Genomic DNA, 13,473 nt, shown 5'->3' with positions numbered 1-13,473 from the left:
ACGGCCGAACCAACGGCCATCCCCATTGCATCGGGTACCGCGACTGATCAGACGGCGAGGAATCCGCCGTCGATCGGCAGGACGACGCCGGACACCATGCGGCTGTCGTCCGACAGGAGCATGGCGATCGCGGAGGCGACCTCCTCGGCTTCGGCGAAGCGGTTGAGGGGATGGCGCACCTTCATCGGCGCGCTCTTGACCTCGTCGCTCCAGGCGGCGAGCGCGAGTTCGGTCAGCGTGATGGTCGGCGCCACGGCGTTGACGCGGATGCCGTGCGGGCCGAGCTCCTTGGCCAGCACCCGCGTCGCGCCCTCGAGCCCCGCCTTCGAGGCGGCATAGGCGAGATGGTCCTGGAAGCCGCGGTGGCCGGCGATCGAGGTGATGTTGACGATCGCCCCTCCCCCGCCGGCGGCAATGCGCGCCTTGGCGAAGGCCTGGCTGGTGACGAGCGCCGCGCGCAGGTTGATCCCGACGACCGCGTCGAAGCCTTCGTCGGTCATCTCCAGCACGCTCTCGAGGACGTTGATCCCGGCGCTGTTGATGAGATAATCGCAAGGCCCCGCTTCCGTCATCGCGGCCCGTGTGGCGGCCGTGTCGGCGAGATCGACGAGGATCGTCCGCGCGCCGATGTCCGCCGCCAGGCGGTCGAGGTCGGCGGCGGTTCGGCCGAGCGCCACGACGCTCGCGCCGCGGGCCGCCATCAGCTCGGCGCAGGCCCGGCCGATGCCCTTGCCGGCCCCGGTGATGATGACGCTCTTGCCGGCGAACTGCATGGTGATCCTTTCGATTGGCGAACGTGCCTCCCGCGGGGCTGCCGTGCTGTGGCACAGGCCCGCGGGAGGCGATGGTGGCTTCAGACGCGGTCGAAGTTGGTCGGCAGGACAATCATGTCGCGAATGGTGACGGTGCGCTTGCGGGTCAGCATGTACGCGACGGCATCGGCGACCTCGCTCGGATCGATCAGGCTGCCGGACTCCTTGGCCTTGCGCAGATTCTCCTCCGGCCAGTCGGCCAGCAGCGCCGAGACGACGGGACCCGGCGAGACCTGGCCGACGCGCACGCCATGCGGGATCATCTGCCGGCGCATGGTCTGGACGAAGCAATTGATCGCCCATTTCGAGGAGGCGTAGACCGGCTCCCAATAGGTCGGGTAGTGGCCCGCGACCGAGCAGGTGACGATGATGTCGCCGGTCTTGCGCTCGATCATGTGCGGCGCGACGGCGTGGACGTTCTTGATGACGGCGTTGACGTTGAGGTTCAGCATCTTGTCGATGGCCTCGGGCGTCGTCTCGGTGAGGTCGCCGCCGATATAGGTGCCGGCATTGCAGTAGAGGATGTCGATGTGATCGACCTTGGCGAGGATCTCCGGGACCATCGCGGAGCAGCTGTCGGCGTCCAGGAGGTTCGTCACCTGCGGGATGGCCTTGTCGCCGAGCCGCGCGGTGATTTCGGCGAGGCTCTTCTCGTTCCAGTCGACCATCACCACGGTCGCGCCCTTCTCGAGGAGAAGCTCGGCGGTGGCGAGGCCGATGCCGGACGCCGCGCCGGTGATGACGGCGATCTTGCCGTTGAGGGATTCAGACATGCCGTGCTCCATTTTCGGGGGTTCGATGCGGCCGGCGGTCAGCGCCACTCGCGGCCGATGTAGATGGCGATGAGGATGATGCCGCCCTTGATGACGTCCTGCAGATACGGGTTGATCCCCACAAGGTTCAGGCCGTTGTTGAGGATGCCGAGAAGGACGGCGCCGATGAGGGTGCCGATGATCAGACCGCGGCCGCCGGCGATCGCCGTGCCGCCGAGCACCACCGCGGCGATGGCGTCGAGTTCGAAGCCGACGCCGGCATTGGGCTGCCCGCTCATCAGGCGGCCGGACAGGATCACCGCGGCGAGCGCCGAGGTCAGGCCGGATATGCCGTAGACCGCGAGCTTCACCCGCCGGGTCTTCACGCCGGAGAGCTGGGCTGCCAGCTCGTTGCCGCCGAGGGCATAGACATGCCGGCCGAAGGCGGTGCGCTGCAGGAGGACCCAGGCGACGGCGTAGATCGCCAGCATGATGAGCACCGGGACCGGCACGATGCCGACACGGCCGACGCCGAACCAGGAGATCCAGCTGGGCAAGCCGCTGATCGGATAGCCGCCGGAATAGATCAGGGCGAGACCGCGCGACATGCCCATGGTGGCGAGCGTGACGATGATCGCCGGCATGCGGCCCCAGGCAACCAGCACGCCGTTGGCCAGGCCGATGGCGATGCCGAGGCCGATCGCGACGACCAACGCGAGGCCGGCAGGCAGACCGGAATTGACGATCAGCCCCGCCGTGACGGTGCCGACGAGCGCCATCACCGCGCCAACGGAAAGATCGATGCCGCCGGTGAGGATGACGAAGGTCATGCCCACCGCCAGGATCCCAACGATCGAGACCTGGCGCAACACGTTGAAGATGTTGCTGACGGTGAAGAAGTTGTCGCTGGCGAGCCCCATCAGGCAGGACACGACGACGAGGCCGACCAGCGGCAAGGTCAGCTCGGATCGCAGGATCCGCCCGACGCCCGCCATGCGGTCCTTGCGCTCGGTCACTGTTGCATCAAGCGACATGTTCTGCCCTCCCGGTCGTCGCAAAAGTCATGATCCGTTCCGCGCTGATATCCTTGCCCTCGACGGTCGCGACGACCGCCCCGGATCGGAAGACACAGACGCGGTCGGACATCCCGATCACCTCGGGCAGCTCGGACGAGATCATGATGATCGCGTGCCCCCGCGCGGTGAATGCGCGCATCAGCGCGTAGATTTCAGCCTTGGCCCCGACGTCGATGCCGCGCGTCGGCTCGTCGAAGATCAGGACGCGCATCTGGTGGTTCAGCCAGCGGGCGATGACCACCTTCTGCTGGTTGCCGCCCGACAGCGTGTCGACCCGCGCATGCGGGCCTTGCGCCTTGACCTGCACCTGCGCCATCGCCGTCTCGGTGCTGGCCTGCTCCTTCTTGGCGTCGATGAACCAGCCGAGGCTGCGGTACTTGCCGTAATTGTTCAAAGAGACGTTCTGGAGAATCGAGAACCGGGTGATGAGCCCCTGTTCCTTGCGGCTCTCCGGCAACAGGCCGATGCCTTGCGCGAGCGCGTCGTCCGGCCCCGACAGCCGGGTTTCGCGCCCGTCGACCTTCATCTGCCGGCGGGACGCCGGATGGGCGCCGAGCATGGCGAGCACCGTCTCGGTCCGCCCGGACCCGACGAGGCCGGCAAAGCCGAGGATCTCGCCCTGGCGCAACTGGAAGCGCGAGGACGGCCCGTTCTTCTTCAGCTGGATCGCCTCGACGTCGATGACCACCGGCGCCTGAGGATCGCGCGGCGGCTTGGGTGGGAAATTGGTCTCCAGCTTGCGGCCGACCATCATCTCCACCAGCCGGTCGTTGTTGATCTCCGAGACATCGCAGTCGGCGACATAGTTGCCATCGCGCAGGACCGTGATGCGGTCGCAGATCTCGAAGATCTCCTCCAGATGATGCGAGATGAAGACCACGGCGACGCCCTGGCGCCTCAGCTCGCGCATGACCTTGAAGAGATGCTCGACCTCGCTCGGCGTCAGCGTCGCCGTCGGCTCGTCCAGCACCAGGATGCGCGCGTCGAGCGACAGCGCCTTAGCGATCTCGACGAACTGCTGCTGGGCGACCGACAGGCGTTTGACCGGGACGTCCAGCGGCACGTCGACACCCAGCCGCTGCATGATCTCGGCAGCCCGCCGGCGCATCGCCTTGCGGTCGAGCAGCCGCATCGGTCCGCGGATCTCGCGCGCGAGAAAGATGTTCTCGACCGCGTTCATGTGCGGGATCAGGCTGAATTCCTGGAAGACGATGCCGATCCCGGCCGCGATCGCCTCGTCGTAATTGGCAAACGCGTGGATCTTGCCGTCGATGGCGATCGTCCCGTCGCTCGGCTTGATGATGCCGCAGAGAATTTTCATCAGCGTCGACTTGCCCGCGCCGTTCTCGCCCAAGAGCGCATGCACCTCGCCGGCGCGCACCGTCAGGTCGATCCCGTGCAGAACCTCGATCCGGCCGAAGCTCTTCTTGATCCCTCGCAGTTCCAGCATGTGAACTCCTGTCGCGATTGGGAAGGCCCCCGCCGCTGGGGCGGGGGCCGAAGGAATTACCAGCTGAAGTCTTTGGCGTTCTTCGCGTCGACGACCATCACGTCGATCGGCACTTCCTTCGGGACGACGCGGGCGCCCCACTTCTGCGCCAGCGCCATCGCCAGGCCGACACGCACCTGGTCGCGCGGGAACTGGGCGGTGGTCTCGATGAACGGCGAGCCGTCGGCGATGGCCTTCACGGCTTCCGGCGCACCGTCGACCGAGGTCAGCTTGACGTCGCGGCCCGAGCCCTGGATGGCGGCGAGCGCACCCATGGCACCACCGTCGTTGACCGAGAAAATGCCGGCAAGGTTCGGCTGCGACTGCAGGATGTTCTCGACCACGCCGAGCGCGACCGAGCGGTCCTGGCGACCGTTCTGCGTCGTCACGAGCTTGATCTCGGGCGACTCCGCGAACGCCGCCTTGCAGCCTTCGACCCGCTGCAGGATCGGCACGACGGCGATGCCGTCGAGGATGGCGACCTCGCCCTTGCCGCCGAGCGCGTCGGCCAGATACTTGCACGACTTGTAGCCGGCATCGCGGTTCTTGGAGCCGACGAAGGTGTCGACCGGCCCGTTGGCGTTGGCATCGACGGCGACGACGATGACGCCCTGGGCCTTGGCAGCCTGGACGGCGGCCTCGACGCCGGCGCTGTCGGTCGGGTTGAGGAGCAGGATGTCGATGCCCTGCTGCAGCATGTCCTCGACGTCGGAAATCTGCTTGGTCACGTCATGGCCGGCATCGGTTACCACGACCTCGGCGCCGAGCGACGCGGCGGCCTCCTTGAGGGCCTCCTGCATCGAGACGAAATACGGGTTGTTCAGCTCCTGGAACGTCATGCCGATCTTCAGCTTGGCATCCTGGGCGGCTGCGGGCATGGCGGTGGTGGCGGCGAGCGCCGCCATCGAGACGGCGAATAGGGTCGACTTCAGCATGGTATTCCTCCCGGGTAGAACGCGGATCTCTTCCGCAGATGTCCGCGCAGTCGCGACTGCCGGATGTGACTGCCCCTCGTCGAGCGGCAGGATTCTTCAGTCGGCGACGACGTGTTCGCGGTTGGCGGCGAACGTCGCGCGAAATTGCGAAGGCGACATGCCTTTCAGCTTTAGGAAGTATCGGTTGAAGTTGGACAGGTTGGAGAACCCGACCTCGTAGCAGATGCCGGCGACCTTGGTGCCCGGCTCCGTCAGCAGCATCTGGCAGGCCAGATCGATGCGCAGCTGGTTGCGGTACCGGACGAGGGTCGTGCCGGTATGCCGCTTGAAGGAGCGGGAGAAGACGCTCGTGCTCTGCCCGACCATGTCCGCCAGCTCGGCCTCCTGGACCGGCTGCGTCAGGTGCTCGCGCAGATGGGCGATGGCCCGGTTGATCCCGCTGTCCTTGGTTTGCGTGAGGTTCGGCTCGAAGCTGAGGCTGGCGAGCACCTCGTGCTCCCCGGCCGCGAGATGGCCGAGGATGTCCCAGAAAAGCGCGATCCGGCGCAGCCCCTGCGCGTCGATCAACTGCTGCATCAGCGGGTAGACGATGGCGCTGGTCGCCCGGTCGAAGAGCAGGCCGCGGCGGCTGCGCACCAGCAGCGGACGCAGCGCTTGGAGCTCGGCGATCGCCGCTGACGACGCCTCGATGAACTCTTCGGGAAACTGGATGACGATCGACCGGACGGGAACGGTGTCGCCCTCGGCCACGTCGCTGATCCAGTTCTGCGGCAGATTGGGACCGGTCATGATCAGCTGACCCGGTGAAAATTCACCGGCGAAATCGCCGATGCAATACTGCCCGGAGGTCTCCACGACCAGGTGGATCTCGTATTCCGGATGGTAGTGCCAGCGTACCGTCCGAAACGGATAGCCGTGCGCCCATGCCGCAAAGGACTCGCCCTTGCGAATATGAACCAGCTCAAGGTCCGGCTGCATCGTTGATGTCCTCCCCAGCGTGTCGCCCCTTTCGGGAGGACGGACCCTGGCTCCTCAACCAAGTTCCGTGCGACCTGCATGTGAAGAGGATAAGGGCGGACGGCGGCGTTCCGCTACATTCCCACGCCGTTAAGCCTGATACTTTTTTAGCCGTCCGGCATCAAAATTTCAGCAGGACGTGCCCGCTCGGCAGGACGGAAGGGCTGGCGATGTCTTCCGAAGAGCACCGCGCCCTCGGTCCAGCGCGTCCGAACGCTCGTCGCAAGACAGCTCCGGCGAACGCCGGGCGAGCGGCTTCAGCGTCCGGTCTTGGTCGAGGAATGGAAGTCCGGAGCCTTGCCGGCGACCCATTTGACGAAGCGGGCGACGGTCTCGTTGTCCGTCAGCGGCGTGCCGCTCTCGGCGTGGCGGACGAGTTCGCTCGCCGAAAAATTAGCGTCGATGGTTTCCCGGCAGATCGGGTGGACGGGGACGGTGTCGCGCCCGCCGCGGCTCTTCGGGATCGGGTGGAAGCGGTCGACGGTCTTGCCCAGCGGCCGCCCGCAGAGCCAGCAGGGCTCCGCCGGCGCGGCGGCGGCCGCCTCGTCTTCGAGCCAGCTCGCGTCGCGGATCTTTCGTGCCATGTCTCAACTCCCGCCCGACCTGCCGCGCGCGCGGCATCGGGTCCTGTCATCCTGTTCCAGCGGGAGTGATGGGCCGAACCCGCGGACGGGGTCAAGCTGGCAGGCGTCAGCGGAGCGTCACCATCGGGACGCGCCCTGCCGTGTGCACGCCGCGCTGACGTCCGGCGGGCGCCCTGTCAGTCACCGAGCCGGTCGAGCAACCGGGCCCAGGCGGTGAGGCCGGTGCGGAAGCTGGAGAGGCGGAAGAACTCGTTCGGCGCGTGATAGTCCTCGTCGGCGGTGGCGAACGAGAAGAACACCGTGCCGACGCCGAGGTGCTCGGCAAAGACCGAGCCGATCGGGATCGTCGCGCCCATGGCGACGCGGAGCGGCCGCTCCCCGAGAAGCTCGCCGAGGATGTCTTCCGCCAGAGCCAGCGCCGGCATTTCGGGATCCAGCGCAAAAGCGGCCGAGCCCGGGCCGTGACGCGTGATGTCGAGGCGGTAGCCGGAGGGCCTCTGCGCCTCGAGATGGCGGCTGATGGCGGCGGCGACGTCCTCGGGCTGTTGGCCGGCGACGAGGCGGCAGGTGATCTTCGCGCTGGCGACCGAGGGAATGACGGTCTTGGTGCCGATGCCGGCATAGCCGCCGGAAATGCCGTTGAACTCGAGCGTCGGCTGCAGCCATTGCCGCAGCAGCAGATCTTCGCCGGACGGCAGAGGGTCCGGCCGCGCGGCGCCGATCTCGTCAAAATAGGCGCCGGGATCGAAGCCCGCGATTTTGATCGCCGCAAGGATCGCCGGATCGGGCGGCGTCGCGCCGTCGGCGAAACCGGCGACGGCGACATGGCCCTCGGCATCGTGCAGCGAGGCCAGCATCCGCACCAGGGCGCGCACCGGATTGGGCGCCGAGCCGCCGTGCCGGCCGGAGTGCAGGTCCTTCGCCGCGCCGGATAGAACGACGTCGAGCGCCAGCATGCCGCGGCTGGCGACCGTCACCGATGGCAGGTCCGCCCGCCACATCGCGCCGTCGGCGGAGACGACGAGGTCGCAGGAGAGCCGCTCCTTCAACTGCGCGATGCTCGGCGCGAAGTGCGGGCTGCCGGACTCTTCCTCGCCCTCGATGACGAATTTGAGGTTCACCGGCAGTGCGCCGCGTAGACCGAGAAACGCCTCGGCGGCAAGGATCGGGATCATCACCGGCCCCTTGTCGTCCGCGATGCCGCGGGCGTAGAGCCGGTCGTTGCGGATGTCGGGCTCGAAGGGCGGCGTCATCCACTTGTCCAGCGGGTCCGGCGGCTGAACGTCGTAATGGCCGTAGACGAGAATGGTCGGCGCCCCCGGCGCGTGCAGCCAGTCGGCCAGCACCAGCGGGTGGCCACCGGTCTCGTGCAGCACGGCGTTCTCGAGGCCCGCCTTCTCCAGCCGGTCGCGCACGAAACCCGCGGCCCGCCGGACCTCGCCGGCGAAGGCCGGATCGGTGCTGACGCTCGGAATGCGGCAGAACGCCTTCAGCTCCTCGATCGCCGCTTCGGTGCCGGCCGCCAGATGGGCCTCGATATCCGCCGTCACTTGCCGCCGTCCACGCTGAGGATCTGCCCGGACACCCAGCCGGCGAAGTCTGAGGCGAAGAACAGCACCGCGTGGGCGATGTCGTCGGCGCTGCCGAGCCGCTTCAGCGCGATGTTGTCGAGCAGCCGCGCCTGGCCGTCCTCGCCCATCGCCGCCCACTGCCGCTCGGTCGTCGGATTGGACCGGACAAAGCCCGGCGCGACGTTGTTGACCGTGATGCCAAACGGCCCGAGCTCGTGCGCCAGCTGCCGTGTGAGGCCGATCTGTCCTGCCTTGGCACTGGCATAGGCCTGAATGCCGGTGAGGCTGATGCCAAGGCCGGCGCCGCTGGCGATGTTGACGATGCGGCCAAAACCCTTCGCCTTCATCGACGGCGCGGCGGCCTGCGCCATGAAGAAGGCGCCGGAGAGATTGACGCCGAAGATCGACTGCCAGTCGCTCTCGGTGATCTCCTCGATCGGCCGGCCGACCTGGCCGAGCACGCCGCCGGCATTGTTGACGAGGATGTCGACGCCCTCTCCGCGGGAGGTGAGATCGGCGAAAGCCGCCTGCACCGCCGCGCGGTCGGAAACGTCGAGCACGAGCGAACGGCAGGACGCACCGCCGAGCCTTACCGTCTCGGCGAGATCCGCCGCGTTGATGTCGCAGGCGATGACCTCGGCGCCCCGCTCGGCGAAGCCGAGTGCGATGGCGCGGCCAAAGCCGTGCGCCGCCCCGGTGACCAGAGCGCGGCGGCCTTCGAAGCTGATGTTCATGCGGGCAGGTCCTGCGGGGCGGTGGCGCGGTCGAGCTCAACGAGGTTTTCGAGCACGAGCGGACGGATGCCATCCTCGATCTCGTGGATCATCGCGATCAGCCGCGTGACGATCGGCGTCGCGATGCCATGGGTGGCGGCGATCTCGGCGACCGGACCGAGCTGCGCGTCGACCTCGGTCCGCCGCTTGCGAATGGCGAGGTCGCGCCAGATGCCGCTGTGGGTCTTTGCCGACTTCCGGTTGTGCACCACCATCTCGTCGAACGAGCGCATGGTTTGTTCCAGAGGGGCGCTGGGCAGGAAGGCCTGAGGGTCGAAGCCGTCGAAGGACTCCAACGTCACCCCCTCGGCCTCGGCAACGGCGCCGACCTCGTGTGCCAGCCGCGTCAGCAGCGGTCGCATCTCGGGCATGGCGAGGACGTCGGCAATGCTGTCGTCGGTGACGGCGGTCGCGAACAGCAGCCCGCCGTAGACGAGCTTGGCGAAGAGATAGCCGGAAATGTTGCGGGTCAGCACCGCACGCGGCTCGAAGGCGAGCAGGGCCTGGTGCAACGCCGTCACCCGCCGCGACAGGCGGCCGTCCATCTCGCCGACCACCACGGCGGCGCGGCCGCTGTACTGGACGACGCCGGGCTCGAGATAGTCGGCACCGAAATTGACGAAGCAGCCAACGACCCGCGCGTCGCCGGTCTGGCGGGCGATGACGCGTTCGTTGAGGCCGTTCTGGGCCGAGAGCACGTAGCCGTCGGGGCCGAGATGCGGCAGCAGCGCGGCCGTCGCCGCCTCGGTATGGTGCGCCTTGACGCAGAGCAGGATGCGCTCGAAGCTTCCCTCGACGTCATCCGGCAGAAAGGCTTTCGCCGTGACGTGGTGCGGGTCGATCGGCCCGACGATGTCGAGGCCGCGCTCGTTGATGGCCGTGACATGGGCCGCGTCGACGTCGACGAAGACCACCTCCTCGCCGGCACGGATCAAAGCGGCGCCGAGCGTCCCGCCGATGGCGCCGGCGCCCCAGACGAGGATCGGGCCGCCCGGCAAGGTTTCGCTCATGCCCAGGGTCCTTCCAGCAGTTCGCGGGTTTCTGCGATGGCGACATCCCAGATCGCCTGCATCTCGGCATCGTCGCGCTGGGCGTAACCGCCGAAATTGCCGTCGCCGAGATAGGCGCGCACCGCTTTCGGATCCATCAGCCGCATCCGGGCGAGGTCGACCATCGGCTTCTGCTCCTTCGGCAGCTCGACGCCCGGCAGCCGGGTCCAGGGAAAGTTCTCCATCCAGGAGGCGTGCGAGGCGACGGTGTCGATCTCCTGCACCTTGGCGAAGGTCTTCGGGGCGTTCCACCAGTTGTGGAATTTCACCGCGGTGCCCGGATTGTCGGCCATCCATTCGATGGCGAAGGCGCCGGCCGGCTGGTTGCCGCCATGCCCGTTGACGATCAGGATCTTGCGGAACCCCTGCGCCGCCAAGCCGTCGAGAATGTCGCGGATGATCCGGACATAGGTCTCGACGCGCAAGCTGATCGTCCCGGGAAAGGCGAGGAAATAAGGGGTCAGGCCGTAGGCGACGACCGGAAAGACCGGCACGCCCAGCGTCTCGGCCGCCTCGACGCCGACGCGCTCGGACAGAATGGAATCGACGGACAGGCTGAGCCCGGCATGCTGCTCGGTCGAGCCGAGCGGCAACACGACACGGTCGTCGTGCTTCAGGTAGTCCTCGACCTGCCGCCAGTTCATCTCCGAAATCTTCATGAGGCCTGCCTTTCCAGAACGGTTGAACCCGCATCGCGCACGGCGGGCCGGACGATGCGGTCGATGTCGACGGGGTCCGGCACGTGCCGGTATTCGATCGCGCGGGTCTCGCGGCCGAGCTTCTCGAGGATCGCCTCGGCGCCCGTGGCGTAGACGACGACGTCCGCCGCGCCGACCACCGCGTCCGCCGTCGGGGTGTCGAGATTGACCGCGACGAGGTCGGCGACATGCGGGGCGAAGCGCTGGACGCCGCTCTTCATGATCGGCAGGAAGTCGGGAAACCGCGAGACCACGGCAAGCTTCAGCAAGGGGTCGAGCGAGGCGAGTGCAAGCCGCGTCTCCTCCGAGGGGATGAAGCTGATGGCGACGACGCGGGTGTTCGGCAGGAAGCTCTCGACTTCGCGGTGCCGGTTGACGAAGGTGACGACGAGATCGGCGGAGGCGGCGCGCGCCTTCATCGCGGGATCGCGCTGGAGGGCCGACAGCGTCATCGGCGCCACCGTCGCATCGTCGCCGAGCCGGGCGGCGATCGCCCTCGCATAGGCGACGGACGCCGCCTGGAACAGGCCGACCATCACCACCGCGGTGCGCCGCCCGAGACTGGCGCGGTAGAACAGCCGGGCGTTGACCAGCGAGGCGAGATCGCTCGTGCGCACGCCCATGGCGAGGCTGTCGTCGATCAGCGCGTCGATCTGCTGGCGCAGGTGCAGCGCCTCGGGTCGCCCGGCGGTCCGGGCAGGCAGGCTGTCGGCGACATAGGTGCCGGCGCCCGGCCGCGCCTCGATCAGGCCGGCCGCCTTCAGCTCGCGGTAGACCTGGCTCACCGTCATCGGCGCGACGCCGACGCGCTCGGCGAGTTCGCGCACCGAGGGCAAGGCTTCGCCGACCCGCAGCTCGCCGCAGGCGATGCCGTATTCGATCAGGCCCTGCAGCTGCAGCCTGAGCGATACCGGCAGATCGCGGTCGACGTGAAAGATCATGCGGCGCTCCAACTGTCCTACTTGGCTATCACAGCCACCCGCGGGCTCACAAGAGTGCAACGCGCATCGTTCGGGGAACAGCAGAAATAGCGCCTGCCGGTGCGTTGACAGCCGCGCCGGCTTAGGCAACGTTACAGCCAACTAGAACAGTTCAACCCGACACAGAAGGCGAAGGCTCCATGAGAAACCTGCTCCAGGCCGGCTTTGCTGCCGCACTGCTCTTCAGCGCCAGCCCGTCCGCGCTTGCCGTGGAGCGGGGCGGCGTCCTCAGCTATGGCCGCTACGCCGACAGCCTTTTCCTCGACCCGGTCCTGAACGACGCCAATGTCGACATCTGGATCCTGTCCAACCTCTACGACACCCTGCTGCAGCCGACCGACGACGGCAAGGACGTGCGCGCCGGCCTCGCCAGTGAATGGAAGGTCGCAGAGGACGGCACCTCGGTCACGCTGACGCTGCGCGACGGCATCAAGTTTTCCGACGGCTCGCCGATCACCCCGGCCGACGTCGCCTGGTCGCTGAAACGCGCGTCGAAGCCCGACAACGGCGCCTGGACGGCGCTGGTGGAGTCGATCGCCGACGTCACCACCGAGGGCGACAAGACGGTCGTGGTCAAGCTGAAGCACGCCGACCCGGCGATTCTCGCCGCCCTCACCGTGTTCAACACCGGCATCATGCCGCAGAAGCTGTTCGAGGCGGCACCCGGCGCGACCGAGAAGGAGAAGGCCGAGGCCTTCGCCGCCAAACCGGTGACCTCGGGCCCGTTCACGCTGGCCTCCTGGGAGCGCGGCGCGACGATGAAGCTCGTCAAGAACCCCTACTACTGGGAGAAGGGCGAGGACGGACAGCCGCTGCCCTATCTCGACGGCGTGACCTTCGAGCTGCTGCCGGACGACGCGACGCGGATCCTGAAGCTGCAGTCGGGCGAGATCCAGGGCGCCGAGCTCATCCCCTATGCCCGTGTCGCCGAGCTGAAGTCGGCGGATGGCATCGACATGGAAATGTTCCCCTCGACCCGCGTCCAGTACGTCACGATGAACGTCCGACCGGAACTCGGCGGCAAGAAGAACCCGCTGGCGAACGAGAAGGTGCGCCAGGCGCTGAACTACGCCACCACCAAGGAGGCGATCATCCAGATCGTCACGCAGGGCGTCGGCACGCCGATGACCTCGTTCATGTCGACCGCGACGCCGCTGCACACCGGCGATGCGCCGCTCTACCCCGTCGACATGGAGAAGGCGAAGGCGCTGCTGGCGGAGGCCGGCTATGCCGACGGCTTCTCGACCAGCCTCCTGGTGCTCGCCGGCAGCCAGGACGAGATCGGCATCGGCACGGCGCTTCAGCAGATGTGGGCGCCGCTCGGCGTGAAGCTCGAACTGCAGCAGGTCGACAACGCCTCGCGCACCGACCAGTACCGCGCCGGCACCTTCACCATGCGCGTCGCCGCCTGGACTAACGACATCTCCGACCCCAGCCAGATCACCTCGTACTTCGCCTATTCGCCGACCATCGACGCCTTGCATTCGGGCTGGAAGAGCCCGGAGGTCGACAGCCTCTACGAGCAGTCGCAGAAGGAAATGGACCCGGCCAAGCGCGCCGAGGACTACGCCAAGATCCAGGAGATCTACAACACGACCGGGCCGATCCTGCCGCTCTACGAGACCCCCTACCCGGTGGCGCTGAGCACCAAGGTGCACGGCTTCCTGCAGATCCCGCTCGGCAACAACGTCTTCGTCAAGACCTGGCTGGACAAGTAGACCGGCTCGCTCCTAACGC

At 67.5% G+C, this 13,473-nt stretch carries 13 protein-coding genes; 1 reads left to right on the top strand and 12 read right to left on the bottom strand.

Annotated elements, in window-relative coordinates:
- Positions 1 to 47 precede the first annotated feature (47 nt).
- The 12 genes from ACZL02_RS19025 to ACZL02_RS18970 form a co-directional block, all read right to left on the bottom strand.
- Positions 48 to 773: an SDR family oxidoreductase gene (locus ACZL02_RS19025; RefSeq protein WP_472934818.1), complete on the bottom strand. Its 726-nt coding sequence runs from the start codon at positions 771 to 773 to the stop codon at positions 48 to 50.
- A gap of 80 nt (positions 774 to 853) precedes the next feature.
- Positions 854 to 1,585 (bottom strand): SDR family oxidoreductase, encoded by a 732-nt coding sequence (locus ACZL02_RS19020; protein WP_472940462.1) that lies wholly within the window; start codon positions 1,583 to 1,585, stop codon positions 854 to 856.
- A gap of 38 nt (positions 1,586 to 1,623) precedes the next feature.
- The gene (locus ACZL02_RS19015; protein WP_472940461.1) at positions 1,624 to 2,598 is read right to left on the bottom strand and encodes an ABC transporter permease; all 975 of its coding nucleotides are present in this window, start codon (positions 2,596 to 2,598) and stop codon (positions 1,624 to 1,626) included.
- On the bottom strand, positions 2,588 to 4,090 hold the full coding sequence (locus ACZL02_RS19010; RefSeq protein WP_472940460.1) for a sugar ABC transporter ATP-binding protein: 1,503 nt from the start codon (positions 4,088 to 4,090) through the stop codon (positions 2,588 to 2,590). The genes ACZL02_RS19015 and ACZL02_RS19010 overlap by 11 nt, the downstream gene beginning before the upstream one ends.
- A gap of 56 nt (positions 4,091 to 4,146) precedes the next feature.
- A complete protein-coding gene (locus ACZL02_RS19005; RefSeq protein ID WP_472940459.1) occupies positions 4,147 to 5,064 on the bottom strand; it encodes an ABC transporter substrate-binding protein in 918 nt (305 codons plus the stop codon).
- A gap of 96 nt (positions 5,065 to 5,160) precedes the next feature.
- A complete protein-coding gene (locus ACZL02_RS19000; RefSeq protein ID WP_472940458.1) occupies positions 5,161 to 6,042 on the bottom strand; it encodes a helix-turn-helix domain-containing protein in 882 nt (293 codons plus the stop codon).
- A gap of 296 nt (positions 6,043 to 6,338) precedes the next feature.
- Positions 6,339 to 6,665, bottom strand: a complete 327-nt coding sequence (locus ACZL02_RS18995) for a hypothetical protein (protein WP_472940457.1) — start codon at positions 6,663 to 6,665, stop codon at positions 6,339 to 6,341.
- A 176-nt stretch (positions 6,666 to 6,841) separates the two neighbouring features.
- Positions 6,842 to 8,215 (bottom strand): dipeptidase, encoded by a 1,374-nt coding sequence (locus tag ACZL02_RS18990; protein ID WP_472940456.1) that lies wholly within the window; start codon positions 8,213 to 8,215, stop codon positions 6,842 to 6,844.
- Entirely contained in the window at positions 8,212 to 8,970 is a 759-nt protein-coding gene (locus ACZL02_RS18985) for an SDR family NAD(P)-dependent oxidoreductase (protein WP_472940455.1), read from the bottom strand. Before ACZL02_RS18985 ends, ACZL02_RS18990 begins: the two co-directional genes overlap by 4 nt.
- Positions 8,967 to 10,019 carry a ketopantoate reductase family protein gene (locus ACZL02_RS18980; protein WP_472940454.1) on the bottom strand — a complete coding sequence of 351 codons (1,053 nt, stop codon included), beginning with the start codon at positions 10,017 to 10,019 and terminating at the stop codon, positions 8,967 to 8,969. The genes ACZL02_RS18985 and ACZL02_RS18980 overlap by 4 nt, the downstream gene beginning before the upstream one ends.
- On the bottom strand, positions 10,016 to 10,717 hold the full coding sequence (locus ACZL02_RS18975) for a creatininase family protein (RefSeq protein ID WP_472940453.1): 702 nt from the start codon (positions 10,715 to 10,717) through the stop codon (positions 10,016 to 10,018). The genes ACZL02_RS18980 and ACZL02_RS18975 overlap by 4 nt, the downstream gene beginning before the upstream one ends.
- Positions 10,714 to 11,697, bottom strand: a complete 984-nt coding sequence (locus tag ACZL02_RS18970; RefSeq protein ID WP_472940452.1) for a GntR family transcriptional regulator — start codon at positions 11,695 to 11,697, stop codon at positions 10,714 to 10,716. The genes ACZL02_RS18975 and ACZL02_RS18970 overlap by 4 nt, the downstream gene beginning before the upstream one ends.
- A gap of 179 nt (positions 11,698 to 11,876) precedes the next feature.
- Between ACZL02_RS18970 and ACZL02_RS18965 the strand changes: the two genes are divergently transcribed.
- Positions 11,877 to 13,454 carry an ABC transporter substrate-binding protein gene (locus ACZL02_RS18965; protein ID WP_472940451.1) on the top strand — a complete coding sequence of 526 codons (1,578 nt, stop codon included), beginning with the start codon at positions 11,877 to 11,879 and terminating at the stop codon, positions 13,452 to 13,454.
- Positions 13,455 to 13,473: the final 19 nt, after the last annotated feature.

The sequence above is a fragment of the Mesocryomonas fontinalis genome (genome assembly GCF_055730125.2).
Note: the sequence above shows the minus strand (reverse complement) of the source record. Positions and strands in the feature narration are given on the sequence as shown.